Genomic DNA, 24,860 nt, shown 5'->3' with positions numbered 1-24,860 from the left:
GTGCAAGAAAGTGCAATTTGGGCAGGCTGGGCGCGCAGCGATGTCAAAGACCGGACGCCCATTATACGGCGCCCGGAAGAAGCGTTAGGTCGATTGACGCTGCTCGCAGCTAAGAGGCTAAAATCAAACGACCACGCTTCCGAAAATAGGATGGCTGAGGCCTTAGGCTGCTGGACTACGATGCATTCTCTGCGGCATGTCGAACGTCGAGAATGAAGACGCGCGCGCCGACGACCTTGGACCGAAGCAGGTAAGGCGGGATGTGGGTCAGTTGTCGACGGCCGCCGGGGATTGGTGCGCCCCTTTTGGGATGTTCAGCTAGGCTTGCGCCGGCTGACATGAGGCGTAGGGCCATGCGCTGACTGGCCAGCGGACTGAACTGAGCAATGTATGTTCGGATGGCTTCGATGTTCCGAATGGCTTTCGCCGTCCAGATGACCTCAGCCATCGATGTTCCATTTGGCCGGGGGCGGACCTTCTTCTGCCGTTCCCCATGTCTTCAGCCATTCGACCACGTCTTCGTGCGGAACGACGCGGCCTGCTGAGATATCGGCCTCAGCCTCAGCCAGCGAAAGCGCATCCGCCTCGGCGTCATGGTCGCTGAAGATGGAGGGTTCCGGTCGAGCCATGACCGGAAGCTAACATTTCGCCGACCTAGCTGCGAGTCCGGTCGTAGGTGGCGAACTCGTGGGCGATGCAGCGGTCGATGAGTAGGCGCCAGACGGGTTCGGCGATGTCGGGCGACAGGTGGTGCGCCTCAGCGGAGACCAGAACCTTGGCGACGACGTCGTCGATGCGGGCCTGGTCGAAGACGGCGTCGCGGTCGGGCTTGATGCGGGCGGCGGCGTCCATGTAGCGCTGGCGTTCGGCCAGCAGGGCGACCAGGGCGCGGTCGAGGGCGTCGACGCCCTGGCGGACGTCGGCCATCGACTGGCATTCGGATGGATCGACGCGGGGATCGACGGCGACAAGAGCAGGGTGGTGCATGGCGGTGGGGTTAGCCGCTCAGGCCGCGCAAGCCAAGACCGTCAACCGACGAAGGCGCGTTCCAGCACGTAGTCGGCGGGTTCGGCGTTGGAGCCTTCCTTCAGCCCATAGGTCTCCAGCAGTTCGCCGGCTTCCTTGATCATGGCCATGGAACCGCACAGCATGGCGCGGTCGCGGGCGGGGTCGAAACCGTCGGGCAGGCCCAGGTCGCGGAAGAAGTCGCCGGACTTGATGCGGTCGGTGATCCGGCCGGGCGTTTCGAAATCCTCGCGGGTCACGGTGGGGTAATAGGTCAGCTGGGCCTGAGCCTCTTCGCCGATCAGGGGATCGTCGTGGATCTCGCGGGTGAAGAAGTCGCGGTAGGCCAGGTCGGCGACGCCGCGGACCGTGTGGATCACATAGACATGGCCGAAACGGGCATAGGTGTCGGGATCGCGCGCGACGCTGAGCCAGGGGGCTAGGCCGGTGCCGGTGCCGATCAGGAACAGGCGCTCGCCGCCGGTCAGGGCGTCCAGCACCAGGGTGCCGGTCGGCTTCTTGCCCATCAGGACGGTGTCGCCGGCGACGATCTTTTGCAGGCGGGAGGTCAGGGGGCCGTCGGCGACCTTGATCGAGAAGAACTCCAACTCCTCGGCCCAGCAGGGGCTGGCGATGGAATAGGCACGCAAGACGGGCTTTCCGCCGTCTGCACCTGGCAGGCCGATCATCACGAACTCGCCCGAGCGGAAGCGGAAATCCTCGGGCCGTTTCACGCCGAAGCTGAACAGGCTGTCGGTCCAGTGGCGGACCCACAGGACCTCAAGTTCATTGAACGGGCTGGCCTTGACGGGAGCGGGGGAGAGGGCGGCGTCTGTCATCGTGCGGTCTCTCTAATCTGAGAACCCCTCGCAGGGAAGGAAAGCCTTTCGTCCGGCGACCACTTTTCCTCGTGACGGCTTGCAGAAGCGCCGCTAGCGTCCGTGACCATGCGCACAGTTCTTCTCGCCTCGACCATCCTGCTGTCGGCCGGTTCCGCACTCGCCCAGGAGACGCCCTCCAACATCCTGACGCCCGAGCGGGTGTTCTCAAGTCCCAGCCTGAATGGGCCGGTGGCCAAGGGGGTCAGCCTGTCGCCCGACGGGCAGCTGGTCGCCTTCCTGCGCTCGCGCGAGGACAATGTGGATGTTCAGGACCTGTGGGCCGCGCCGACCGGCGAAGGCGAACCCTACAAGCTGATCGACGCGCGGGCCCTGGCGCCAGACGCCGGCGAGCTGTCGGAGGCCGAGAAGGCGCGGCGCGAGCGGATGCGGATCAGCGCGCGCGGCGTGGTCGAATATTCGTGGGATCAGCAGGGGCGCTATATCCTGGCGCCGCTGGAAGGCGACATCTTCCTGGCCAATCGGGCCGACGGCAAGGTGCGGCGCCTGACTGAGACGCCGGCCGACGAGATCGACGCCAAGGTTTCGCCCAAGGGCGGGTATGTCTCCTATGTCCGCGATCAGAACCTGGTCGTCTATGATCTGGCGAGCGGGCAGGAGACGCCGATCACCGACGACGGCGCCGGCCTGATCACCTGGGCCACGGCCGAGTTCATCGCCCAGGAAGAGATGGACCGCGACACCGGATACTGGTGGAGCCCGGACGAACGCTACATCGCCCTGACCCGCGTGGACGAAAGCCCGGTGGACATCGTGCCGCGCTTCGAAATCACCGGCTCCGGCGCGACCATGGTCGAGCAGCGCTATCCCCGCGCGGGCCGCCCCAATGCGGTGGTCGAACTGTATGTCCGCGACCTGAAGGGGGGAGGACGGGTGAAGGTGGACCTGGGCTCCAACACCGACATCTATCTGGCGCGGGTCGACTGGGCCGGAGACGGCAAGACCCTGTATGTCCAGCGCCAGTCGCGCGACCAGAAGACGCTGGACCTGCTGAGCGTCGATCCGACCACCGGCGCGTCGCGCGTGATCCTGAGCCAGAAGGCCGACGCCTGGGTCGATCTGAACAACGACTTCCGCGTGCTGGCGGACGGCCGGTTCATCTGGTCGAACGAGGACAGCGGCTGGCGGCACCTTTATCTGTACGACCGCAACGGCCGGCGGCTGCGGGCGATCACGCGCGGCGACTATCCCGTCAAGAATTTGGACGGGGTCAACGAACAGACCGGCGAGGTCTATTTCACCGCCTCGATGCGCGACGGCAAGGAACTGCCCGTCGAGCAGCAGATGTTTCGCGCCAGTCTGAACCGCACGGTCGATCCCGTCGCGGTGACGCCGGGCGGCGGCTGGTGGAGCGTCTCGGTCAACGGGCCGGCGACGGCCTATGTCGGCAACTATTCCGATCCGGCGACGCCGACGCAATCGGCTCTGTACCGGATCGACGGCACGCGCGTGCGCTGGATCGAGGAGAACAAGCTCGACGCCGCCCACCCGTTCGCGCCCTACGTCTCGCGCCTGCGTGCGCCCGAGTTTGGCACGATGCAGAGCCACGGCCAGACCCTGGTCTGGCGCATGACCACGCCGCCCGACTTCGATCCGGCCAAGAAATATCCGGTTGTGATGCAGGTCTATGGCGGGCCGGGCACTGGCGCCGGCGTGCAGAAGAGCTGGCAGCCGCTGACCAACCAGTTGCTGACCGAGGCGGGCTATATCGTCTTCCGCGTGGACAATCGCGGCGAGGGGGATCGGTCGCAGGCGTTCGAGACCAGCATCTATCGTCGCCTGGGCATTCCGGCAGTCGAGGATCAGGCCCAGGCCGCCCAATGGTTGAAGACCCTGCCTTACGTCGATCCCGACCATATCGCAGTGATGGGCTGGAGCTTCGGCGGCTTCCTCAGCCTGCTGACCCTGACCGACAAGGACGCGAACCTGGCCTCGGCGCTGGCGGGCGCCGCCCCGACCGAGTGGAGCCTGTACGATACCCATTACACCGAACGCTACATGTCCACGCCGCAGGCCAACCCGGAAGGCTATGCCGCGACCGACGTCCTGCCGCGTCTGGATGATCTGACCGGCCGCCTGCTGATCCTGCACGGCATGGCCGACGACAATGTCATCTTCGGTAATGCGACGCGCGTCATCGACGCCTTGCAGGCCAAGAGCGTGCCGTTCGAGATGATGCTCTATCCCGGCCAGCGGCACGGCGTCCGCGGCGAACCGAGGCAACTGCAGCAATGGCGCACCTATCTGGACTTCCTCGACCGGACGATCGGCAAGCGGGCCGAGCCAAAAGCCGACTGATCCTCGCGGCGACGGTCGCGCTGGCCCTCGCAGGCTGCGCGACCGGGCAGGGGGCCTATCCGTCCGCGTCCGCCGTGGTCGAGGCGGGGCGGGCGAACGACAGCGCCCATGCGGTGCTGGTCTGGACCGCGACCTCGCCCCGCAGCCGCGGCGCGTCGGCGATGTCTGGCATGCCGATCCTGCTGAAGGACAATATCGAGACGGCGGACATGCCGACGACGGCCGGGTCGCTGGCGCTGGCCGCCAATGCGCAGGGGCGTGATGCGCCGCTGGTCGCGCGGTTGCGGGCCGCAGGCGCCGTGATCGTCGGCAAGACCAATCTGTCGGAGTGGGCCAATATCCGGTCGTCGAATTCGATCAGCGGCTGGAGCGCGGTCGGGGGGCAGACGCTGAACCCCTATGATCCCGCACGAACGCCGTGCGGGTCGTCGTCTGGCAGCGGGGCGGCGGTGGCGCTGGGTTTGACGCCCGTCGCCATCGGGACCGAAACGGACGGGTCGATCACCTGCCCGGCGTCGGTCAACGGCGTGGTCGGGTTCAAGCCGACCGTCGGCTTGGTGTCGCGTACCCATATCGTGCCGATCAGCCATTCGGAGGACACCGCCGGGCCGATGGCGACGACGGTGCGCGATGCGGCGCGCGTGCTGACGGTCATTGCCGGCTCGGACCCGGCCGACGCCGCCACGGTCGAGGCCGATGCGCGCAAGGTCGATTACGCCGCCGAGCTGGACGCCGGTTCGCTACGTGGCGCGCGGATCGGGGTGATGCGGTTCGTGAAGGGCTATTCGCCCGAGACCCAGGCGGTGTTCGAGCAGAACCTGCAAGCGCTGCGTGATGCGGGGGCTGTGCTGGTCGATCTACCAGAGGGACCGGACGGACGGGCCGTTGGGGAGGCCGAGTTCAAGGTGCTGCTGTATGAGCTGAAGCATGATCTGAACGCCTATCTGGCCTCGACCGACCCGACCCAGGTCCGCACACGCACCCTGGCCGACGTGATCGCCTTCAACGCCGCCGAGCCGCGCGAGACCGCGCTGTTCGGTCAGGACACGTTCGAGCACGCCCAGGCGATGGGTGATCTGACAAGCGCCGACTATCTGGAGGCGCGAGCGACGTCGTTGCGGCTGGCGGGACCGGAGGGGATCGATCGGCTGATGCGCGACAACGCCGTCGTCGCCCTGATTGCCCCGACCACGTCGCGGGCCTGGACCAACGATCCCAAGGACGATGACGACATGCAGGGGTCGGCCAGCCAGTTGGCGGCCGTCGCCGGTTATCCGCACCTAACCGTGCCAATGGGCTTTGATCGTGGGATGCCGATCGGCTTGAGCTTCCTGGGCGGGAAATGGGACGACGCACGCATGCTGTCTCTGGGTTACGCCTTCGAACAGGCGACGCAGGCGCGGCGGCCGCCACCTAAATAGCTGCCCCGACAAGGCGACGGAGCGGTCGTGAAAGGCTGCTACGTGAGTGGACGTCTCAACATGCGACCACCTTGTCGACGGCCCTCCTTGATCCGTTTCGCGGCCGGTTCCTGACTACAAATTGATTAGGAACCGGCTGCGGCGGCTCTACGCCGGCTTTTCTTCCAGACGTTTGTCCAGATAGGCGCCGACGCGGCGGTCGACCGCGCTCATGTGGTCCTGCCAGAAGTGGCTCGCGCCCTCTTCCAGTTCGTAGTCGATGATGATGCCCTTCTGGGTGCGCAGCTTGTTGACCACGCGCTCGACCTCGACCGGCGGCACGACGGTGTCGGCCGTGCCGTGCAGGAACAGGCCCGAGGCCGGGCAGGGGGCCAGGAAGCTGAAGTCGTACATGTTCGACGGTGGCGAGACCGAGATGAAGCCGTCCGTCTCGGGCCGGCGCATCAGCAGTTGCATGCCGATATAGGCCCCGAACTGGTAGCCGCCGACCCAGGTCTGGCTGGCGCCGGGGTTGTTCGACTGGAGCCAATCGAGGGCGGTGGCGGCATCGGCCAGCTCGCCGATACCCGAATCGAACTCGCCCTGCGACTTGCCGACGCCGCGCGAGTTGTAGCGCAGGGTGGCGAAGCCACGCTGCTGGAACAACTGGTGCAGGGTGACCGTGACCGGGTTGTTCATGTGCCCGCCCGCCTTTGGGTGCGGGTGCAGGATCAGGGCGATCGGTGCGTTCGGGCGCTTGCCCGGGGAATAGCGGCCTTCGATGCGACCGGAGGCGCCGGGCAGGATGACTTCAGGCATAGGGGCTCTGGAATCCGTTCAACTGTCATTTCGCGAGTGCGTAATACTTGACCGCAGAGGTGGGACTTTCTAAGTCCCACGCAAGCGGGCCGCCTTCGCGAAGGCGCGGGTTCTAGCACAAGAGCCCCGAAAAGCCCGCAATTTTTGAAGGTGCGATATGCGTCTGTCGACCAAGGGACGATACGCCGTGATGGCGATGGCCGATCTGGCGAAAAACGGACGCGGCGAGAGCGGTGAAATCCGGGCGGTTTCGCTGGCCGAGATCGCTGCGCGCCAGGAGATTTCGCTGAGTTATCTGGAGCAGTTGTTCGCCCGGTTGCGCAAGAGCGAGCTGGTCAAGAGCGTACGCGGACCCGGCGGCGGCTATCGCCTGGCCAAGGGCGCGCACGAGACGGTGGTGGCCGAGATCGTGCTGGCGGTGGACGAGCCGATTCGCGCGACGCGGTGTGTGGCGCATGGGTCGCCCAAGGGCTGCATGCTGGCTGGCGAACGCTGCATCACCCATAACCTGTGGGAAGACCTGGGCGACGAGATCCATCGCTATCTGGCGGGCGTGTCGCTGGAGGATGTGGTGATGAACCGCACGGGCCAGCGTCGTCGCAATGTCGAACAGCCCCAAGGCGCTTCATTGGCTGTCGGGGTGGCGGCATGAGCGGCATCTATCTGGACTACAACGCCTCGGGCCTGGTGCGGCCGGAAGTGCTGGAGATCATGACGCGGGCGCTGGCCGACAACGGCAATCCGTCGGCGGTCCACGCGGCCGGACGGCGGGCGCGGGCGCGGGTCGAGACGGCGCGGTCCCAGGTCGGCGATCTGGTCGGAGCCGATCCGACGGCGGTGGTGTTCAACAGTGGCGGGACGGAAGCCAATGCGCAGGGCATCGCCAGCGCCCTGGCCGCCGGATGCGACCGACTGATCGTGTCGGCGACAGAACATCCGTGCGTGGCCGAGACGGCGGCGAATGCGGGTGCGCCGGTCGAGGTGCTGCCGGTCGATGCGAACGGCGTGGTCGATCTGGATTGGCTGGCGCAGGCGTTGGCGCGGCCGGGCCGGGCCGTGGTCGCCATCCATCATGCGAACAATGAAAGCGGCGTGATCCAGCCGGTGGTCGAGGCGGCGAAGCTGGTGCGAGCAGCCGGCGGCTGGATGCACGTGGATGCGATCCAGTCGGCGGGCAAGATCCCTGTCGATATCCGGGTGCTGGACGCGGACAGTCTGACCCTGTCGGCGCACAAGCTGGGCGGCCCACAGGGCGTCGGGGCGTTGATCTTCAAGGAAGGCGTGTCGGGCGTTCGTATTCTGCACGGCGCGGGGCAGGAGCGTGGTCTGCGCGCTGGGACCGAGAACGTGCCGGGCATCGCCGGATTTGGCGTTGCGGCCGACAGCGCCGCGCGGGATCTGGAGACGATGCAATCGCACGTCGGCTGGCGCGACGCCGCCGAGGCCAAGGTGAAGGCCGTCGGGGCGACCATCATCGGCGGCGCCGTGGCGCGTCTGCCCAACACCCTGTTCATGGCGGTCGAGGGCTGGGACAGTCCGCAGCAGTTGATCACCCTGGACCTGACCGGGCTGATGGTGTCGGCGGGGTCGGCCTGTTCGTCGGGCAAGGTCAAGCCGTCCAAGACCATCAGCGCCATGGGATTGAACGCTCTGGCGACCGGGGGCGTGCGTGTCTCCGGCGGCTGGGGCACGCAAGAAGGTGACTGGGTGCGGTTCGCCGACGCCTGGGTCGCCGCGTACAACAAGCATAAGACACGCGCCGCCGAGCGCGTGAGAGAGGTCGCCTGATGGCCGCCGTCAAGGAAACCATCGACGCCGTCGCCGCGCTGGAGAAGTACGAGCACGGTTTCACCTCGGACATCGAGACGGAATACGCGCCGCGCGGCTTGAGCGCCGAGATCGTGCGCTTCATCTCCGAGAAGAAGGGCGAGCCGGAATGGATGCTGGAATGGCGCCTGGCGGCCTATGAACGCTGGCTGGCGATGGAGGAGCCGACCTGGGCGGCGGTGAAGTACGAGCCAGTCGATTATCAGTCGCTGTTCTACTATGCGGCGCCCAAGCAGAAGGAGGGGCCCAAGTCGCTGGACGAGGTCGATCCCGAGATTTTGGAAATTTACAAGAAGCTGGGCATCCCGCTGAAGGAGCAGGAAGTGCTGGCGGGGGTGCAGGGCGCGCCGCGCGTAGCCGTCGACGCCGTGTTCGACAGCGTGTCGGTGGTCACCACCTTCAAGGAGGAACTGGCCAAGGTGGGCGTGATTTTCATGCCGATTTCCGAGGCCTTGCGCGAACATCCTGAACTGGTGCGGCAATATCTGGGGTCGGTGGTGCCGGTCTCGGACAACTATTTTGCGGCGCTGAACAGCGCGGTCTTTTCGGATGGATCGTTCGTCTACATCCCGCCGGGCGTGCGCTGCCCGATGGAGCTGTCGACCTATTTCCGCATCAACGCCAGCCAGACGGGACAGTTCGAACGCACCCTGATCATCGCCGACAAGGGCAGCTACTGCTCCTATCTGGAGGGCTGCACGGCGCCGATGCGCGACGAGAACCAACTGCATGCGGCCGTGGTCGAGATCGTCGCTCTGGACGACGCCGAGGTGAAATATTCGACCGTCCAGAACTGGTATCCGGGCGACGCCGAGGGCAAGGGCGGCATCTACAACTTCGTCACCAAGCGCGCCGATTGCCGGGGGGATCGGTCGAAGGTGTCGTGGACCCAGGTCGAGACCGGGTCGGCCGTCACCTGGAAATATCCGTCCTGCATCCTGAAGGGCGAGGAAAGCTCGGGCGAGTTCTACTCGATCGCCATCACCAACGGACATCAGCAGGCCGACACCGGCACCAAGATGATCCACCTAGGCAAGAACACCAAGTCGCGGATCATCGCCAAGGCGGTGTCGGCGGGCAAGTCGGACTCGACTTATCGCGGTCTGGTTTCGGTGCATCCGAAGGCGACGGGGGTGCGCAACTTCACCCAGTGCAATTCCTTGCTCATCGGCAAGGACTGCGGCTCGCACACCATCCCCTATATCGAGGCCCGCAACGGCTCGGCCCAGCTGGAGCACGAGGCGACGACGACGCGTCTGAGCGATGACCAGATGTTCTACGCCCAGCAGCGCGGCCTGTCGCAAGAGGAGGCGGTGGCCCTACTGGTCAACGGCTTCGTTCGCGACGTGATGCAGAAACTGCCGATGGAGTTCGCCGTCGAAGCGCAGAAGCTGGTGGCGATCAGTCTGGAAGGTTCGGTCGGATGACTTATCCCGAAACCGAGATCGACAAGATCGGACTGGAGTTGCGCCAACTTGCCGAGGCTTACGCCAAGAAGGCCGATAGCCTCGCGTTCGATCCATATTTCCGGGATGCCGTGATGAAGGTCTCCGTCTCGTCGTTTGTCTGGGCGCTCTATCACGCCGCTGACGAGCGGGGGCGCGCCGTTCTCGCCGAAGAACTCATTGAACAAACCACAGCCGTTCGCCGCGCTGTCGATCCTACCGAATTGGCTAACTGAATGCTCTCGATTTCCAACCTCCACGTCTCCGTCGGTGAAAAGCCTATCCTCAAGGGGCTGACGCTCGAAGTGCCGGCGGGCGAGGTGCACGCCATCATGGGGCCGAACGGGGCGGGCAAGTCGACGCTGGGTTACGCCCTGTCGGGCCGGCCCGGCTATGAGGCCACCGAAGGCGCCGTCGAATGGCGCGGCGAGAACCTGCTCGAACTCGACCCGGCGGCGCGGGCGGCCAAGGGCGTCTTCCTGTCCTTCCAGTATCCGATCGAGATCCCCGGGGTTCCCGCCCTGACCTTTGTGCGGACGGCGCTGAATGCGCAGAAGCGCGCGCGGGACGAGGAGGAGGTGGCGGCGCCGGCCTTCCTGAAGCTGGTGCGGGAGGCGTCCAAGGCGTTGAAGATGGACTTCGATATGCTGAAGCGGCCGCTGAACGTGGGCTTCTCCGGCGGTGAGAAGAAGCGGATGGAGATCCTGCAGATGGCCCTGCTGGAGCCGTCGCTGCTGATCCTCGATGAGACCGATTCCGGCCTGGACATCGACGCCCTGCGGATCGTGTCGGAGGGGGTGAACGCGCTCCGTTCGCCGGATCGCGCCATGCTGGTCATCACCCACTATCAGCGCCTGCTGGATTACATCAAACCGGACCGGGTCCATGTGCTGGCCGGCGGTCGGATCGTGGCCTCGGGCGGGCCGGAGCTGGCGTTGGAGCTGGAGGCGGAAGGGTACGACAAGTATCTGCCGCAGGCCGCATGAGCACAGCCTTCAACATCGACCTGACCGACGCCGAAACCTTTCCGTCGCGACGGACGGAGGCATGGAAATACAGTGACCTGAAGCGCTGGCTTCGCGCGGCGCCGGAACCGTCGGGCACGGCCGAGGTCGGGCCGCCAGGGCCGTTCTATGATCTGGGCGGAGAGGCGATCGTCTTCGCCAACGGGCGCGCCGTGGGCGTGACCGACTTCATCGCCTCGGGCGAGCAGACGCTGCGGCTGCGCTATATTTCCGACGCGATCGGGACGGGCCACACGGCCGGGGCGCGGGTCTCGGCGCGGGCGGGCGCCAAGCTGTTGCTGCTGGAGACGCACGAGGGCGCGGGCTCGGCCTATGTGGCGCACAATACGCTGGAGCTGGACGTGGCGGCCGGGGCCGAGGTGACGCGCGTCGTCCTGGTCGAGGAGCCGGAGGACGCCATCTCCATCGCCGAGGCTCATGTGAAGGTCGAGGCGGGCGGCGTCTATCGCCAGACCATCATCACAACCGGCGCCAAGTTGCAGCGGATCGAGACGCGCATCACGCATTATGCCCAGGGTGCGCATGTGCAGGCCGACGGCCTGTATCTGCTGAACGGATCGCGCCATACCGACCTGACCAGCGTGGTGCGCCACGTCGAGCATGACGGCGCGACCAGCCAGTTGATCAAGGGCGTGGCGCGCGACACCGCGCGCGGCGTCTTCCAGGGCAAGATCGTGGTCGAGCGCGGGGCCGACGGCACCGATGCGCGGATGGGGCACCATGCCCTGATCGCCAGCGAGCGAGCCGAGATCGACGCCAAGCCGGAACTAATCATCTATGCCGACGATGTGCAGTGCGCGCACGGCAACACCGTGGGGACGCTGGACGAGAGCGCCCTGTTCTACATGCAGCAGCGCGGAATTCCGGCCGACGAGGCCCGCACCCTGCTGACGCAAGCCTTCCTGATCGAGGTCATCGACCGGATCGAGCATGAGGGCGCGAGAGAGGTGGCGCGGGAATGGCTGACGGCGCGGTTGTGACCACTTTTGACCCCTATGCCGTGCGGGCGCAGTTCCCGATCCTGTCGCGACAGGTGAACGGAAAGCCGCTGGTCTATCTGGACAATGCGGCCTCGGCCCAGAAGCCGCGGGCGGTGATCGACGCCCTGACAGCAACGATGGAGGGCGGCTACGCCAACGTCCACCGCGGCCTGCACACCCTGTCGAACGAGGCGACCGAGGCCTTCGAGAAGGCGCGCGAGATCGTGGCCCGATTCCTGAACGCCGAAAGCCCCGAACAGGTGGTCTGGACCAAGGGCGGGACCGAGGCGATCAACCTGGTGGCCAATGGGCTGGGCCTGAGCATCGAGCCGGGCGACGAGATCATCGTCTCGGAGATGGAGCATCACTCCAACATCGTGCCGTGGCATCTGCTGCGTGAACGGCGCGGGGCGGTGATCAAGTGGATTCCGGTGCTGGACGACGGGTCGCTGGACATGGCGGCCTATGCCGACCTGCTGGGGCCGAAGACGCGGATGGTCGCGGTCACCCATATGTCGAACGTGCTGGGGACCATCAATCCGATCGCCGAGATCACGCGTCTGGCCCATGCGGCCGGGGCCCAAGTGCTGATCGACGGGTGCCAGGGCGCGGTTCATGCGACGCCGGATGTTCAGGCCATCGGTTGCGATTTCTATGTGCTGACCGGCCACAAGCTGTTCGCGCCCACCGGCATCGGCGCCTTGTACGGCAGGGCCGAGGCGCTGGAGGCGCTGCCGCCCTATCAGGGCGGGGGCGAGATGATCGAGACGGTCGAGCGGGACCGCGTGACCTACGCCAGGCCGCCGCACCGGTTCGAGGCGGGGACGCCGCCGATCCTGGAGGCCATCGGCCTGGGCGTGGCGCTGGAGTGGCTGGCGCAATACGACCGCGCGGCGGTGCAGGCTCACGAACACGCGCTGTATCAACGGGCCGTGGATCGGTTGGAGGGCGAGGGCTGGCTGCGAATTCTGGGCCAGGCGGAGGGCAAGGGCGCCATCCTGACTTTCGCCGTCGAGGGCGCGCACGCCCATGACGTGGCCCAGATCATGGATCGTTACGGCGTCGCCGTGCGGGCGGGGCTGCATTGCGCCGAGCCGCTGGCGAAAAGAATGGGGGTGACGTCGAGCACCCGCGCCTCCTTCGCCCTATATAACACGGTGGAGGATGCCGACGCCTTCGTGGATGCGCTGATCAAGGCGCGGAACTTCTTCGTGTAAGCCGATGACAGATCAACCTATTCAAGACAGCGACGCCTTCAAGGAAGCCTGGGACGAACCCCAGAAGAGCGCCCTGTCGCAGGCCGAACTGGACACGCTGACCGATCAGCTGATCGAGGCCTTGAAGTCGGTCTATGACCCGGAAATTCCGGTCGACATCTATGAGCTGGGCCTGATCTATCGCGTGGACGTCAACGACGACCGCGACGTGGTGGTGGACATGACCCTGACGGCGCCGGGTTGTCCGGTCGCCGGCGAGATGCCGGGCTGGGTCGAGACGGCGGTCGAGAAGGTCGAGGGCGTGCGCAGCGCCAAGGCCAATCTGGTGTTCGACCCGCCCTGGGACAGTTCCAAGATGAGCGACGAGGCCAAGCTGGCCCTGAATATGTTCTGATGACCGACCTTCAAACCACCTCCCGTCCGCGCCGCCCGCGACCCAAGGCCGTGACCCTGACCGACGCCGCCGCCGAGCGCGTGCGCGAAATCCTGGACAATGCCGAGAACGATCACATCGGTCTGAGGATCGGGGTCAAGAACGGCGGCTGCGCGGGGCAGGAATACACCTTCGCCTATGCCGACAGCGTCGGGCCGCTGGATGAGGTGGTCGAGGATAAGGGCGTCACCATCCTGATCGAGCCCAAGGCCGTGCTGTTCCTGATCGGCACCGAGATCGACTACGAGACGACGCGTCTGGCGTCCAAGTTCGTGTTCAACAATCCGAACCAGACCGATGCCTGCGGTTGTGGCGAGAGCGTCACCATCGTGCCGGTCGCCGCAGACTGACATGTCTTACGACGCGGACTTCGGCGAATGGGCGCGCGAGCATTTCCATGCGCTCGGCCGGCTGGAGATCAAGCGGATGTTCGGCGGGGCGGGGGTCTATGCCGCCGGCGTGATGTTCGCCCTGCTGGATGACGGCGTGGTCTGGCTGAAGGGGGATGATGCGCTGGGCGAGGCCTTTGTGGAGGCCGGTTCGCGTCAGTTCACCTATCCGACCAAGGACGGCCGGACGATGAGCATGGGCTATTGGACCTTGCCCGAGACGGCGCTGGACGATGCTGATGAGGCGGTCGCCTGGGCGCGGCGGTCGCTGGAGGTGGCGGTGAAGAAGGCGGCGGGGAAGAAGCCGAGCAAGAGTTAGCCCGTCTCCTCCCCATGAAATGGGGAGGGGGACCGCCCCCGGGTCTCGCCAAAGGCGAGCCCGAGGACAGGCTACGCGGTGGAGGGGATCTTTAAGTCCCACAGGCGGTTGCGTGTTGAAGAACCCCTCCGTCACGGCGCGAAGGCGCGCCGCGCCACCTCCCCATCGCTTCGCGATGGGGAGGAAATAGGGTCTATCTCGGCGCTTCCACCAGCACGGCCGGCTTGACCGGCTGACCCGTCGCCTGGGCGACCAGTTCGGCGGTGCGGGTTTCGATCACGGATTCCAGGCGAGCCAGGAACTCGTCCTTGGGCAGGCCGACGGGGATGGGGTCGAGGAACTCCAGCGTGGCCGTGCCGGCGTGTTTTTCGTATTTTTCCTCGGGCCAGAAGACGCCGAGGTTGGTGGCCAGTGGCACGACGGGCACGTCGAAATCGCGGTACATGTGCCAGACGCCCGAGCGGTACTTGAACTTCTGGCCCACCGGCGCGAGGTGGCCCTCGGGATAGATCAGGATCTTGCGGTTTTCGGCGCGGGCCTCGGCGGCGCGCATGGCCAGGGCCTTGCGGGCTTCATGGCCGCCGCAGCTGTTGACGACGATGGCGCCCAGCTTCTTCAGCACGCCGCCCAGCAGGGGGAACTTCTCCAGATGGTCGCCGGTAACGAAGGCGATGTCGTCGAACTGGTCGTAGGTGGCGAAGCCGTCGCCCCAGCTCTGATGCTTCGAGGCGATGATGAAGGCGCCCTCGGGCAGCCGATCCTTGCCGCGCACGTCCAGTTTGATGCCGGCGAAGATCGCCATGGCCTGGACCATACGCTTCACATAGCGCCGGATGACCCAGCTGGCGGGGCCGCGGCCGGGCGCCAGCGCCGCGAAGGCCGCCGTCAGCCCATAGCTGATCGACAGGATCCAGTAGGCGATATTGAAGGCGAAGCTGCGCATGTGGCGACTATGGCAGAAAGCTTGGCCTTGTCAGGCTCTAAGCCGCTTTTTCAAGCGACGACGCGGGCGTGACGCAGTTTCGACCCGCGCGCTTGGATTCGTAGAGCGCCGCGTCGGCGCGTTCCAGCAGGCTGGCGGCGCTTTCGCCCTTCTGCCGTTGAGCGAAGCCGGCGGATATGGTCACAGAGCCCAGGTCGTCGTTGGTCGAGCGACGGCGCAGGGCGCGCGAGGCCACGTCGGTGCGGATGCTTTCCAGCGCCGCCATGACCACGCCCGCGCCTTCGCCAGGGAAGATGATCGCGAACTCCTCGCCGCCGAACCGGGCGGCGAAGCGGGTCTTGCCGCAAATGTTGGACAGGACGGTGGAGACATAGCGCAGCACCTGATCGCCGGTCTGGTGGCCCCAGGTGTCATTGAACCGCTTGAAGTGGTCGATGTCGAGGATGGCCAGGCTAAGCGGCGATCCATTGTCCTCGGCGCAGGCCGCCTCCAGCCGTTCGTCGAAGGCCTTGCGGTTGGCCAGGTTGGTCAGGGCGTCCGTCATGGCGTCGCGGCGCACCTGTTCCAGGTTCTCGCGCAGGCGGATGACTTCCTTGTTGGATTTCTCCAGCCTTTTTTCCAGGATCGCGGTTTCGCGGCGCACGCGGTTGGTCGCAGTCGAGAGGCCGCCGACCAGATCCTTCAGCGACGAAGCATCTTCGACGGTTTCCATGGAGTGGGAGGCGTCGGCGAGCGTTTCGCCATAGTCCGCCTGGGTCTTGTGGGCCATGGCGATGGCGCTGGCGACGCTGGCCAGTTCGCGATCGAGCACGGCACCGACGTCGCGGATCTGATCCGGCAGGCGTCCGCGCGGCAGGAATTCGGCGGCCAGCATCTCCGACGTCTTGTCGGTGATGACCGCGGACTGGTCGAGAAGGCGGCGGATTTCCTGGGCCAGGGCGCCGTCAGGATCGCTGAGATAGTGCAGCCAGAGTTCGAAGTTCAGCGGCGTCGGCCAGACGCCCGCCTTTTCCATTTCGGCGATGACATCACGCGCCAGGGCGTAGGCTTGTGGACCCCGGAGCGACGTCTCGACCTGTTTGGACATTCTTCTTCCCCTGGTTCCTGTTCTGGAACCGTATCGGGGGACACTAAGGAGTGTTCCGTAATGCAGGGTAAACGGCGCGGGATTTCACCGCGCCGTTATGTACGAATTCAGGCGCGAACGACGACCGGACGACGCAGGAAGGCCGGGATGTCATCGCCGAAGCCTCGCACGCCTTGGCGTTGAGGTTCGTCCTTGGCGGCCTTGCGGTCGCCGCGACGGTCGGATTGCAGCAAATGAGGTTCGCGGTCCGCACGGTCCGGGCGCTCTGCACGGTCCGGGCGCGGGGCGCGGGGTGTCTCGACCGCTTCGACCGTTTCGGCGGCTTCGATCACGACCGGAGCGGGGGCGGCGACTTCGACGGCGGCTTCCGGGCGGGCCTTGCGACGGCTGCGGCTGCGGGGCGCTTCGGTTTCCTGAGACTGAGCAGCCTGGGGCGCCGCGACGACTGCGGCGACTTCGGTTGGCTGCTCGACGGCGGGGGCGCTGCTGCGGGACCGGCTGCGGCTGCGTTCGCCCGAGCGTTCGCGTCCGCCGGAGCGTTTGTCGTCGCGGGCGGGGCCGTCCTTGATGGCGGCGAAGTCGATGCCGTCCAGAACCAGCTCCTGCGGGTCCATCTTGATCAGCTTCAGCACCTTATCCAGCGACTTGTCGTCGGCCGGGGTCACGATCATGAAGGCCTGGCCCAGCTTGCCGGCCCGGCCGGTGCGGCCGATGCGGTGGACGTAGTCGTCCGCGTGGTGCGAGACGTCGTAGTTGAAGACGTGACTGACATCCGGGATGTCCAGGCCGCGCGCGGCGACGTCGGAGGCCACCAAAATCTTCAGCGCGCCCGAGCGGAAGTCCGCCAGGGTCTTGGTCCGTTGCGACTGGTCCAGATCGCCGTGGATCGGCGCGGCGTCGAAGCCGTGCTGCTTCAGCGACTTGGCGACGATATCGACTTCGGATTTGCGGTTGCAGAAGACGATGCCGTTGCGCACGTCCTCACGACCGACCAGGGCGCGCAGGGCCGTGCGCTTGGCCTTGGGGTCCGAGGTCGGGATGCGGACGATATACTGAGTGATGGTGTCGGCGGTCATCGCCGGACGCGAGGCCTCGATCCGGGTCGGATCCTTGAGGAAGGCGGTCGTCAGGCGCGTGATCTCGGGCGGCATGGTGGCCGAGAAGAACAGGGTCTGGCGACGCGGCGGCGTCAGTTTGAAGATCTTTTCGATGTCGGGGATGAAGCCCATGTCGAGCATGCGGTCGGCCTCGTCCACGACCATGATCTCGACGCCCGTCAGCAGCATCTTGCCGCGTTCGAACAGGTCCAGCAGGCGGCCCGGCGTGGCGATCAGGACATCGACGCCCTTGTTCAGGGCCGCGACCTGGTCGCCCATGGAGACGCCGCCGATCAGCAGCACCCAGGTCAGTTTGGTGCCCTTGGCGTATTTGGCGAAGCTTTCGGCGACCTGGTCAGCCAGTTCGCGGGTCGGGGCCAGGACGATGGCGCGCGGCATGCGGGCGCGGGCGCGGCCGGTGGACAGGCGGTCCACCAGAGGCAGGGTGAAGGCGGCCGTCTTGCCGGTGCCGGTCTGGGCGATGCCCAGCACGTCGCGGCCGGCGAGGGCGACCGGGATCGCCTGTTCCTGAATGGGGGTGGCGGTCGTGTAGCCGGTGTCGGCGACGGCCTGCAGGGTCGTGGGCGAAAGGCCCAGTTGGGAAAATTCGGTCATGAATCCTTGGGAGAGAAAGCGTCTGCGTGCATAGCAGCGACGGAACCGCCCCTCTTTGGGCGAGCGGGCGGCGCGGATCGCAGACCTGTCCCGAGGCTGGGGGGCATATAGAAGCCCCTGCGCCAAAGTCAAGTATTCCCGGTTTTCGGTGATCCGACCCTCAGCGGAATAAATTCCCATGGCCAAGGTTCCAAGCGCTTGACTCTTGGGGTGTCGAAGGTCGCATATATGTGAACAAAAGGAGAACCAATGTGCGGCCCGACCGCGACATAGAAGCCTTGCGCGAACGCCTGAAAGCGATGGAGACGGACGGCTGTTCGACCGACGATGCACGCTTCGACCTAGGCCATGCGGAGGTAGATCGGCATCTGGGCGGGCTGTCCACTCATGCCCTGCACGAGATCTACGCCGCGACGACGCCGGATGCGACGGCGGCCCTGGGGTTCGCCTTGGGACTGGTTCAGCGAGCCGCGGGAGATCGACTTGTGGTGTGGGGCGTCCAGGCCATGACGGGGCTGGAGACCGGCCAGATCCATGGACCGGGCCTGCGCGAGTTGGGGCTGGATCCCGGCCGGGTGGTGCTGGTGCGGGTCAAGGAGACGAAGGATTTGCTGGCGGCGGGCGAGGAGGCCTTGTCGTGCGGTGCAGTGGGGGCGGTGCTGCTGTCGGCCTGGGGCGAGAGCAAGATGTTGAGCCTGACCGCCACGCGACGCCTGTCGATGGCGGCGGGGCAGGGAAGGGCGACGGCGATCCTGATCCGGCTGGCGGCCCAGCCTCAACCCAGCGCGGCCGAGACCCGATGGCGGATCAGAGGGGCGTCGTCACGGGCGCTGGAAGCCGAAGCGCCCGGCCATCCGACCTATGCGGTCGAACTGTTGCGGCATCGGCTGGGCGCGCAGCCGAACACCTGGATCATGGAGTGGGATCGTGAGCGTGGAGTCTTCGATCAGGGTAGGCGGAATGCCGAACATCAACAGTCGCAACGACCGACGCTACCTGGCGGTCTGGTTTCCCCTGCTGCCGACGGATCGGCTGCGGCGCGAGGAAGGGCGGTCCGACGCTTCGGCTGAGCCCGCCACCGTCCTGGTCGAGAAGGTGAAGGGCGCGCTGCGTCTGACGGCCGCGAATGAGCAGGCGCTGGGGCTGGGCCTGTCACCCGGCATGACCTTGGCCGACGCGCGGGCGCGGGCGCCGGACATTCGCGTTGTCGTGCATCGGCCGGAGGCGGACGCGGCCCTGTTGAAGCGGGTGCTGCTGGATTTCGGCCGGTTCACGCCGATGGCGGCGACCGACGGTCTGGATGGGTTGGCGCTGGACGTGACCGGCTGCGCCCATCTGTTCGGGGGCGAGGCTGGAATGATGGAAACCATTGCAGCACGGGCGCGGGGCGTCGGGCTGGCGGTGCGTCTAGCCATGGCCGGCACGCCCGAGGCGGCGCGCGCCCTGGCGCGGTTCGGGCGGGGCGGCATCCATGCGGGCGAGGGGCAAAGCCAGGCCCTGCGCCGCCTGCCGGTCGCGGCGCTGGAACTGTCGGACAAGGAGACGCAGGCCCTGTCGCGCGCTGGGCTGAAGACCCTGGCGCATCTGGCTGACCGTCCGACCGCCCCGATCGCCGCCCGGTTCGGCGTGGCTGCGGCGACGCGGCTGAACCGGGTGCTGGGGCGCGAGGACGCGCGCATCCGGCCCGAACGGCCTGTGCCTATGATCGCCGTGGACAGAATTCTGGTCGAGCCGATCACCGAGACGACAGACGTCGAGGCGGTGATCGGCGACCTGCTGGTCGAGGCTATGGACCAGCTGGATCTGCGCGGTCAGGGCGGGCGCGCCTTTCAGATCAGCTTCTTTCGTCTGGATGGGGAGGTGCGCCACATCACCGTTCGCACTGGGCGGCCCACCCGCGATGCAACCGGCGTGCAACGGCTGTTCCGTGAAAGATTGGCGGCGCTGGCGCGGCCGCTCGATCCCGGTTTCGGCTTCGATCAGTTGCGCCTGTCCGTTCCGGTCACAGACCGCCTGGCCTCGCGCCAGCGCGGCTTCGAGCGGACCCCGCCGGGCGCCGAGGATTTGGGCCGACTGGTTGATCGCCTGACCGCACGCCTGGGACCGGAGGCGGTCAGCAGGTTCGAGCCGGTGGCGTCGCACTGGCCCGAGCGGGCGATCAGCCTGAGACCCGCGACCCTTGCGCCCAGAGAAGAGGGCGAATGGCTCGAGCCCGACCCTGCCGATCCGCCGTTGCGGCCCTTGCAGATGTTCGACCCGCCGCAACCCGTTCTGGCCACGGCCGAGGTGCCCGACCATCCGCCGAACCGCTTCATCTGGCGGCGGGTGGATCACCGCCTGGTCCGGGTCGAAGGCCCCGAACGCATCGCCCCCGAATGGTGGCGCACCTTGAAACGTCCGCTGGAGCCGACGCGCGACTATTATCGGGTCGAGGACCAGGACGGGCGTCGCTTCTGGCTGTTCCGCTCAGGCTTCTACGGCGAGGAACCGGCCCCGCGCTGGTTCGTGCACGGGGTCTTCGCATGACGGCCTATGCCGAGCTGGCGACGCGCAGCAACTTCTCCTTCCTGGAGGGGGCGTCGCATCCGAAACATCTGGTCTTGAGCGCGATCCTGCGCGGCCACACCGGAATGGGTCTGGCAGACCGCAACACCCTGGCCGGGGTGGTGCGGGCGTGGAGCGCATTGAAGGATTTTCGTGAGGAGGGTTGGGCGCCGGAGAAAAGGCGCAAAGGCGGCGGTCCAGGCGAGTTCGTCTGGGTCGAGGACCCCGAGTTCCGGCACATAGACCGAGAGATGGTCAAGGCGCGGGCCAAGGCCTTCAAACTGATCCTGGGGGGGCGACTGCGGTTCAACGACGGGACGCCGGACATCCTGGCCTATCCCGAGGATCGGCAAGGCTGGGGCCGTCTGTGCCGCCTGCTGACCCTGGGTAACAGCCGGGCGAAGAAGGGGCAGTGCGAGATCGGTCTGCGCGACCTGTTGCGCGCGCCCGAGGGCCTGCTGCTGATCGTCATGCCGCCCGGCCGGCTGGAAGGATTTGAGGCGGTGCTGCGTCAGGTGACCGAGGCGTCGCCGGGCGCGGTCTGGCTGGGCGCCGCCATGGGGCGGAGGGGCGACGACCGCCGCCGTCTGGCGCGGCTGAAGGCGTTGGCCGGAGCGACGGGCACGCCGTTGCTGGCGGTCAATGACGTTCTCTATCACGACGCTGAACAGCGCGACCTGCAGGACGTCGTCACCTGTATCCGCGAGGGGGTGACGCTGGAAGGGGCGGGCCTTCGCCTGGACCAGAACGCAGAACGCTATCTGAAGCCGCCCGCCGAAATGAGCCGCCTGTTCGTGGATGCGCCGCAGGCCGTGGCGGAGACGCAGGACGTGCTGGCGCGGGTAGCGTTCGATCTGGGGGATTTGAAGTACAACTATCCCGAGGAGCCCATTCCGCCGGGGAAAACGCCACAGGGCTGGCTTGAGTATCTGGTCGAGCGCAACCTTGGACAGAAATATCCAGACGGCGCCACCGACCATGTGCGCAAGACGTTAGCGAAGGAACTGACCTTCATTGGCGAGCGGGGGCTGGCTCCCTATTTTCTGACGATCCACGACATCGTTCGGGTGGCGAAAGACAAGGGCATCCTGTGCCAAGGGCGGGGGTCTGCCGCGAATTCGGCTGTCTGCTACGTGCTGGGGATCACTTCGGTTGATCCCGGCAAGCACGACATGCTGTTCGAGCGTTTTCTATCTACCGCGCGTGATGAACCGCCCGACATCGACGTCGATTTCGAACATGCACGCCGCGAAGAGATCATTCAGGACATCTATACCCGCTACGGACGCGACCGAGCAGGCATCGCCGCGACTGTGATCCGCTACAGGCCGCGCAGCGCCATCCGCGAGGTCGGCAAGGTCATTGGGCTGACCGACGACGTGACCGCGCGCCTCGCCGGAAGCCAATGGGGTGGTTTCGGCAGCGACATGACGGAGCGCCATGTGGCGCAGGCGGGCCTAGAAGCGGCCAATCCCCAGATTGAACGCGCCGTAGCGATGACGCGGCGATTGCTAGAGTTTCCCCGCCACTTATCCCAACACGTCGGCGGCTTCGTCCTGACCCGAGATCGGCTGGATGAGATCGTCCCCATCGGCAATGCGGCCATGCCCGACCGCACCTTCATCGAATGGGATAAGGACGACATCGACGCTCTGGGGCTGATGAAGGTCGATGTGCTGGCCCTGGGAATGCTGACCTGCATCGGCAAGGCATTCGACCTGATGCGTGAGCATGGCTTGGGCGACCTGGAACTGGACACGGTTCCGGACGAGCGGCCGGAAGTCTATCAGATGCTGCAGGAGGGTCGGTCCATCGGGGTCTTTCAGGTCGAAAGCCGGGCGCAGATCAACATGTTGCCTCGGTTAAAACCGAGAGAGTTCTACGATCTGGCCATTCAGGTCGCCATCGTCAGGCCCGGGCCGATCCAAGGCAATATGGTGCATCCCTATCTTCGGCGGAGGAGCGGAGCGGAGGTGCCGGAGTATCCCGCACCAGCGCCTCCGAACCCATCAAATGAGCTGAAAGACATTCTATCCAAGACGCTCGGTGTGCCGTTGTTTCAGGAACAGGCCATGCGGATTGCGATGGAGGCGGCGAAGTTCTCGCCCGCCGACGCAAGTGCATTACGCAAGTCGATGGGCACTTTCAGAGGCGACGGAGACTTGGCGAAGTACGAAACCAAGATGGTCGGGACTATGATCGAGCGCGGCTACGATCCCACATTCGCGCGGAACTGCTTCGAACAGATCAAGGGCTTCGGATCTTACGGTTTCCCCGAGAGCCACGCCATTTCGTTCGCCAAGCTGGTCTACATCTCGTCGTGGATCAAATGCCATCATCCGGCGGTGTTCGCCTGTGCGTTGCTGAACAGTCAGCCGATGGGATTCTATGCGCCGGCGCAGCTGGTGCGGGATGCACAGGAGAGCCCGCAGAAGGTCGAGGTGAGGGCGATCGATGTGAACCACAGCGTTTGGGACAATACGCTGGAGCCCGGCGAGCGCGGGTTGGCGCTGCGGCTGGGCCTGCGTCAGATCGACGGGTTCAAGGAAAGTTGGGCGACGCAGCTCGCCGAGGCTCGTGATGCGCCCTTCACCGATGTCGAGGAGATGGCGCGGCGGACGGGGTTGGAGACGGCCGCGATGCGTAAGCTGGCGGATGCGGATGCGTTTCGCTCGATCGGGCTGGACCGGCGCGAAGGGCTTTGGGCGGTCAGGCGGTTGCCCGACGATGAGCCGCTACCGTTGTTCCAGGCCGCGAGGGCGAGGGAGCTGGGCGCCGAGATGGCGGCCAACCTGCCGCTGATGCCGCTGAAGGAGCATATCGCCACCGATTATCAGACGACGCGTCTGTCGCTGAAGGGGCACCCGATGCAGATCCTGCGGCCGGTGTTCCGGGCGGAGGGGGTGCTGAGCGCGGCCGAGGTCATGGCCCAGAAGCACGGGCGGCTGGTGCGCGCCGCCGGGGTGGTGCTGGTGCGACAACGGCCAGGGACCGGCAACGCCATCTTCGTGACGATGGAGGACGAGACGGGGGTAGTGAACGCCCTGCTGTGGGCGCGGCTGTTCGAGACCTTCCGGCGCGAGGTGATGGCGGCGCGGCTGATGGAGGTGGAGGGCACGGTCGAAAAGAGCGTCGAGGGCGTGCTGCACATCATGGTGCGCAAGGTGGTGGACCGTTCAGCCGAACTGAGCCGGCTGTCCGAGGACTATGACCTGCAGGTCGAGCTGTCGCGGGCGGATGCGGTAAAATATCCGCAAGGTCCACGCAGCCCGACCGGCCGGCATCCGCGCGACGTCCGCATTCTGCCCGGGTCGCGCGATTTTCACTGAGGCGGGATCAGCCGATGGCGGGGACCGTCGTGGGCGACCGCTTGCGGGTCAGGAAGAGGACCAGCAACAGGCCAAGCCCCGAGGCGATCGCGCCGGCGATTGAGACGGCCGGATAGCCCAGACCGCCGGCGATGACCGCCCCGCCCACGGCCGCGCCGATGGCGTTGCCCAAGTTGAAGGCGCCGATGTTCATGGCCGAAGCCAGGTTGGGCGCGTCGCCGGCGGCGGCCATGACCCGCACCTGCAGCGGCGGCACCAGGGCGAAGCTGGCGATCCCCCACAGGAAGACCAGGATCGAGGTCGGTACTGCGAACGGCATGGCGAAGGCGAAGGCGACCAGAAGGGCCGACAGCGAGGCCAGGGTGACGATCAGGGTTCGGTCCACGGACTTGTCCGCGAACCTGCCGCCCAGCCAGTTGCCGAGCGTCAGACCCAGGCCGTAGGTGACGAGCATGGCCGTGATGAAGCCGAGCGAAGCGTGGGTCTGCTCGCGCAGGATCGGGGCGATATAGGTGAAGACGGTGAACATGGCGCTGGAGCCGATCACCGTCAGCGCAAGGGCCGCCAGCACCGGACCGCGTCCCAGCACGCGCAGTTCGGCGGCGATATTCCCGCCGGTTGGGGCGGGCAGGTTGGGCAGGGTCAGGCGCAGGGCGGCCATGACCCCCACGCCGATGGCGGCGATGCCCCAGAAGCTGGCGCGCCAGCCCAGGGCGTCTCCGGCCCAGGTCGCCAGGGGCACGCCGACGACATTGGCGATGGTCAGGCCCATGAACATGGCGGCGACGGCGCCCGCCTGACGGTTCGGCGCCACCAGGCTGGCGGCGACGATCGAGCCGACGCCGAAGAAGGCGCCGTGGTTCAGCGAGGTGATGACCCGCGCGATCAGCAGCATCGAATAGTCGGTCGAGATCGCCGACAGCAGGTTGCCGACGGTGAAGATGGCGGCGAGGCCGATCAGCAGGGTCCGACGCGGCACACGGCCTGTGGTCAGGGTCATCAGCGGCGCACCCAGCATGACGCCCAGGGCATAGGCGCTGATCAACAGGCCGGCCGTGGGGATGGAGACGCCCAGGTCCGTGGCGATGACGGGCAGCAGGCCCATCGGCGCGAACTCAGTCACGCCGATGCCGAATGCGCCGGCCGCGAGGGCGAGGAGGGGAGGATTGAGTTTCATGGGGAGGAAACC

Annotated in this window: 24 protein-coding genes; 15 read left to right on the top strand and 9 right to left on the bottom strand. The window is 66.3% G+C overall.

Translation table 11 applies throughout. From position 1 onward, the window contains the following. Positions 1–175: 175 nt before the first annotated feature. The 4 genes from ACZZZD_RS03835 to ACZZZD_RS03820 are packed head-to-tail and all read right to left on the bottom strand — an operon-like array spanning position 176 to position 1,844. The gene (locus tag ACZZZD_RS03835) at positions 176–448 is read right to left on the bottom strand and encodes a type II toxin-antitoxin system RelE/ParE family toxin (protein ID WP_463432813.1); all 273 of its coding nucleotides are present in this window, start codon (positions 446–448) and stop codon (positions 176–178) included. Beyond that, positions 441–629, bottom strand: a complete 189-nt coding sequence (locus ACZZZD_RS03830) for an antitoxin (protein WP_463432811.1) — start codon at positions 627–629, stop codon at positions 441–443. Before ACZZZD_RS03830 ends, ACZZZD_RS03835 begins: the two co-directional genes overlap by 8 nt. A gap of 25 nt (positions 630–654) precedes the next feature. After that, the gene (locus ACZZZD_RS03825) at positions 655–987 is read right to left on the bottom strand and encodes a chorismate mutase (RefSeq protein ID WP_463432809.1); all 333 of its coding nucleotides are present in this window, start codon (positions 985–987) and stop codon (positions 655–657) included. Positions 988–1,028: 41 nt separating this feature from the next. Next, a complete protein-coding gene (locus tag ACZZZD_RS03820; RefSeq protein WP_463432807.1) occupies positions 1,029–1,844 on the bottom strand; it encodes a ferredoxin--NADP reductase in 816 nt (271 codons plus the stop codon). Between the two features lie 108 nt (positions 1,845–1,952). Between ACZZZD_RS03820 and ACZZZD_RS03815 the strand changes: the two genes are divergently transcribed. Both ACZZZD_RS03815 and ACZZZD_RS03810 read left to right on the top strand, forming a co-directional pair. After that, a complete protein-coding gene (locus ACZZZD_RS03815; protein ID WP_463432805.1) occupies positions 1,953–4,202 on the top strand; it encodes a S9 family peptidase in 2,250 nt (749 codons plus the stop codon). Then, positions 4,136–5,623 carry an amidase gene (locus ACZZZD_RS03810; protein ID WP_463432803.1) on the top strand — a complete coding sequence of 496 codons (1,488 nt, stop codon included), beginning with the start codon at positions 4,136–4,138 and terminating at the stop codon, positions 5,621–5,623. Before ACZZZD_RS03815 ends, ACZZZD_RS03810 begins: the two co-directional genes overlap by 67 nt. Positions 5,624–5,770: 147 nt before the next feature. On the opposite strand, the gene ACZZZD_RS03805 is transcribed toward ACZZZD_RS03810, so the two are convergent. Then, positions 5,771–6,421, bottom strand: a complete 651-nt coding sequence (locus ACZZZD_RS03805) for an alpha/beta hydrolase (protein WP_159850366.1) — start codon at positions 6,419–6,421, stop codon at positions 5,771–5,773. A 157-nt stretch (positions 6,422–6,578) separates the two neighbouring features. Here ACZZZD_RS03805 and ACZZZD_RS03800 point away from each other — a divergent pair, with 157 nt between their 5' ends. Genes ACZZZD_RS03800 through ACZZZD_RS03755 form a run of 10 tightly spaced genes read left to right on the top strand, consistent with a single transcriptional unit; the run spans position 6,579 to position 14,056 of the window. Beyond that, entirely contained in the window at positions 6,579–7,073 is a 495-nt protein-coding gene (locus ACZZZD_RS03800) for an Rrf2 family transcriptional regulator (protein ID WP_463432802.1), read from the top strand. Continuing rightward, positions 7,070–8,209 (top strand): cysteine desulfurase family protein, encoded by a 1,140-nt coding sequence (locus ACZZZD_RS03795; RefSeq protein ID WP_463432801.1) that lies wholly within the window; start codon positions 7,070–7,072, stop codon positions 8,207–8,209. Before ACZZZD_RS03800 ends, ACZZZD_RS03795 begins: the two co-directional genes overlap by 4 nt. Next, on the top strand, positions 8,209–9,675 hold the full coding sequence (gene sufB, locus ACZZZD_RS03790; protein ID WP_463432799.1) for a Fe-S cluster assembly protein SufB: 1,467 nt from the start codon (positions 8,209–8,211) through the stop codon (positions 9,673–9,675). Before ACZZZD_RS03795 ends, sufB begins: the two co-directional genes overlap by 1 nt. Beyond that, positions 9,672–9,929 (top strand): hypothetical protein, encoded by a 258-nt coding sequence (locus tag ACZZZD_RS03785; protein WP_463432797.1) that lies wholly within the window; start codon positions 9,672–9,674, stop codon positions 9,927–9,929. Before sufB ends, ACZZZD_RS03785 begins: the two co-directional genes overlap by 4 nt. Next, a complete protein-coding gene (sufC, locus tag ACZZZD_RS03780; protein WP_463432795.1) occupies positions 9,930–10,679 on the top strand; it encodes a Fe-S cluster assembly ATPase SufC in 750 nt (249 codons plus the stop codon). Next, entirely contained in the window at positions 10,676–11,698 is a 1,023-nt protein-coding gene (sufD, locus tag ACZZZD_RS03775; protein WP_463432793.1) for a Fe-S cluster assembly protein SufD, read from the top strand. Before sufC ends, sufD begins: the two co-directional genes overlap by 4 nt. Then, complete coding sequence (locus tag ACZZZD_RS03770; protein ID WP_463432791.1) at positions 11,677–12,915, top strand: aminotransferase class V-fold PLP-dependent enzyme; 1,239 nt, start codon at positions 11,677–11,679, stop codon at positions 12,913–12,915. Before sufD ends, ACZZZD_RS03770 begins: the two co-directional genes overlap by 22 nt. 4 nt (positions 12,916–12,919) lie before the next feature. Further along, on the top strand, positions 12,920–13,309 hold the full coding sequence (locus ACZZZD_RS03765; RefSeq protein WP_463432789.1) for an SUF system Fe-S cluster assembly protein: 390 nt from the start codon (positions 12,920–12,922) through the stop codon (positions 13,307–13,309). Beyond that, positions 13,309–13,698: a HesB/IscA family protein gene (locus ACZZZD_RS03760; protein ID WP_135195444.1), complete on the top strand. Its 390-nt coding sequence runs from the start codon at positions 13,309–13,311 to the stop codon at positions 13,696–13,698. The genes ACZZZD_RS03765 and ACZZZD_RS03760 overlap by 1 nt, the downstream gene beginning before the upstream one ends. A gap of 1 nt (position 13,699) precedes the next feature. After that, entirely contained in the window at positions 13,700–14,056 is a 357-nt protein-coding gene (locus tag ACZZZD_RS03755; RefSeq protein ID WP_463432787.1) for a TfoX/Sxy family protein, read from the top strand. Between the two features lie 193 nt (positions 14,057–14,249). Here the strand turns inward: ACZZZD_RS03755 and ACZZZD_RS03750 are convergent, their stop codons facing one another. The 3 genes from ACZZZD_RS03750 to ACZZZD_RS03740 all read right to left on the bottom strand — a co-directional run bounded on the left by ACZZZD_RS03750 (position 14,250) and on the right by ACZZZD_RS03740 (position 17,798). Further along, positions 14,250–14,999 (bottom strand): lysophospholipid acyltransferase family protein, encoded by a 750-nt coding sequence (locus tag ACZZZD_RS03750; protein WP_463432785.1) that lies wholly within the window; start codon positions 14,997–14,999, stop codon positions 14,250–14,252. 37 nt (positions 15,000–15,036) lie between these two features. Next, positions 15,037–16,086 carry a GGDEF domain-containing protein gene (locus tag ACZZZD_RS03745; protein ID WP_463432783.1) on the bottom strand — a complete coding sequence of 350 codons (1,050 nt, stop codon included), beginning with the start codon at positions 16,084–16,086 and terminating at the stop codon, positions 15,037–15,039. A 107-nt stretch (positions 16,087–16,193) separates the two neighbouring features. Further along, a complete protein-coding gene (locus ACZZZD_RS03740) occupies positions 16,194–17,798 on the bottom strand; it encodes a DEAD/DEAH box helicase (protein WP_463432781.1) in 1,605 nt (534 codons plus the stop codon). A 251-nt stretch (positions 17,799–18,049) separates the two neighbouring features. On the opposite strand from ACZZZD_RS03740, the gene ACZZZD_RS03735 reads away from it, so the two are divergent. The 3 genes from ACZZZD_RS03735 to ACZZZD_RS03725 are packed head-to-tail and all read left to right on the top strand — an operon-like array spanning position 18,050 to position 23,671. Next, entirely contained in the window at positions 18,050–18,868 is an 819-nt protein-coding gene (locus tag ACZZZD_RS03735; protein WP_463432779.1) for an ImuA family protein, read from the top strand. Further along, on the top strand, positions 18,759–20,324 hold the full coding sequence (locus ACZZZD_RS03730; protein ID WP_463432777.1) for a Y-family DNA polymerase: 1,566 nt from the start codon (positions 18,759–18,761) through the stop codon (positions 20,322–20,324). The genes ACZZZD_RS03735 and ACZZZD_RS03730 overlap by 110 nt, the downstream gene beginning before the upstream one ends. Then, the gene (locus ACZZZD_RS03725; protein WP_463432775.1) at positions 20,321–23,671 is read left to right on the top strand and encodes an error-prone DNA polymerase; all 3,351 of its coding nucleotides are present in this window, start codon (positions 20,321–20,323) and stop codon (positions 23,669–23,671) included. Before ACZZZD_RS03730 ends, ACZZZD_RS03725 begins: the two co-directional genes overlap by 4 nt. A 7-nt stretch (positions 23,672–23,678) precedes the next feature. Here the strand turns inward: ACZZZD_RS03725 and ACZZZD_RS03720 are convergent, their stop codons facing one another. After that, the gene (locus ACZZZD_RS03720; RefSeq protein WP_463432773.1) at positions 23,679–24,848 is read right to left on the bottom strand and encodes an MFS transporter; all 1,170 of its coding nucleotides are present in this window, start codon (positions 24,846–24,848) and stop codon (positions 23,679–23,681) included. Between the last annotated feature and the right edge of the window lie 12 nt (positions 24,849–24,860).

The sequence above is a fragment of the Brevundimonas sp. AC546 genome, from assembly GCF_979258305.1.
The sequence above is the reverse complement of the archived record's forward strand: the minus strand, read 5'-3'. Positions and strand labels throughout refer to the sequence as shown.

Excerpts from the sequence above, each read along its gene's own strand:
- ACZZZD_RS03835 (WP_463432813.1), bottom strand. The coding sequence starts at position 448 with ATGGCTGAGGTCATCTGGACGGCGAAAGCCATTCGGAACATCGAAGCC.
- ACZZZD_RS03830 (WP_463432811.1), bottom strand. The coding sequence starts at position 629 with ATGGCTCGACCGGAACCCTCCATCTTCAGCGACCATGACGCCGAGGCG.
- ACZZZD_RS03825 (WP_463432809.1), bottom strand. The coding sequence starts at position 987 with ATGCACCACCCTGCTCTTGTCGCCGTCGATCCCCGCGTCGATCCATCC.
- ACZZZD_RS03820 (WP_463432807.1), bottom strand. The coding sequence starts at position 1,844 with ATGACAGACGCCGCCCTCTCCCCCGCTCCCGTCAAGGCCAGCCCGTTC.
- ACZZZD_RS03815 (WP_463432805.1), top strand. The coding sequence starts at position 1,953 with ATGCGCACAGTTCTTCTCGCCTCGACCATCCTGCTGTCGGCCGGTTCC.
- ACZZZD_RS03810 (WP_463432803.1), top strand. The coding sequence starts at position 4,136 with ATGGCGCACCTATCTGGACTTCCTCGACCGGACGATCGGCAAGCGGGC.
- ACZZZD_RS03805 (WP_159850366.1), bottom strand. The coding sequence starts at position 6,421 with ATGCCTGAAGTCATCCTGCCCGGCGCCTCCGGTCGCATCGAAGGCCGC.
- ACZZZD_RS03800 (WP_463432802.1), top strand. The coding sequence starts at position 6,579 with ATGCGTCTGTCGACCAAGGGACGATACGCCGTGATGGCGATGGCCGAT.
- ACZZZD_RS03795 (WP_463432801.1), top strand. The coding sequence starts at position 7,070 with ATGAGCGGCATCTATCTGGACTACAACGCCTCGGGCCTGGTGCGGCCG.
- sufB (WP_463432799.1), top strand. The coding sequence starts at position 8,209 with ATGGCCGCCGTCAAGGAAACCATCGACGCCGTCGCCGCGCTGGAGAAG.
- ACZZZD_RS03785 (WP_463432797.1), top strand. The coding sequence starts at position 9,672 with ATGACTTATCCCGAAACCGAGATCGACAAGATCGGACTGGAGTTGCGC.
- sufC (WP_463432795.1), top strand. The coding sequence starts at position 9,930 with ATGCTCTCGATTTCCAACCTCCACGTCTCCGTCGGTGAAAAGCCTATC.
- sufD (WP_463432793.1), top strand. The coding sequence starts at position 10,676 with ATGAGCACAGCCTTCAACATCGACCTGACCGACGCCGAAACCTTTCCG.
- ACZZZD_RS03770 (WP_463432791.1), top strand. The coding sequence starts at position 11,677 with ATGGCTGACGGCGCGGTTGTGACCACTTTTGACCCCTATGCCGTGCGG.
- ACZZZD_RS03765 (WP_463432789.1), top strand. The coding sequence starts at position 12,920 with ATGACAGATCAACCTATTCAAGACAGCGACGCCTTCAAGGAAGCCTGG.
- ACZZZD_RS03760 (WP_135195444.1), top strand. The coding sequence starts at position 13,309 with ATGACCGACCTTCAAACCACCTCCCGTCCGCGCCGCCCGCGACCCAAG.
- ACZZZD_RS03755 (WP_463432787.1), top strand. The coding sequence starts at position 13,700 with ATGTCTTACGACGCGGACTTCGGCGAATGGGCGCGCGAGCATTTCCAT.
- ACZZZD_RS03750 (WP_463432785.1), bottom strand. The coding sequence starts at position 14,999 with ATGCGCAGCTTCGCCTTCAATATCGCCTACTGGATCCTGTCGATCAGC.
- ACZZZD_RS03745 (WP_463432783.1), bottom strand. The coding sequence starts at position 16,086 with ATGTCCAAACAGGTCGAGACGTCGCTCCGGGGTCCACAAGCCTACGCC.
- ACZZZD_RS03740 (WP_463432781.1), bottom strand. The coding sequence starts at position 17,798 with ATGACCGAATTTTCCCAACTGGGCCTTTCGCCCACGACCCTGCAGGCC.
- ACZZZD_RS03730 (WP_463432777.1), top strand. The coding sequence starts at position 18,759 with ATGCCGAACATCAACAGTCGCAACGACCGACGCTACCTGGCGGTCTGG.
- ACZZZD_RS03725 (WP_463432775.1), top strand. The coding sequence starts at position 20,321 with ATGACGGCCTATGCCGAGCTGGCGACGCGCAGCAACTTCTCCTTCCTG.
- ACZZZD_RS03720 (WP_463432773.1), bottom strand. The coding sequence starts at position 24,848 with ATGAAACTCAATCCTCCCCTCCTCGCCCTCGCGGCCGGCGCATTCGGC.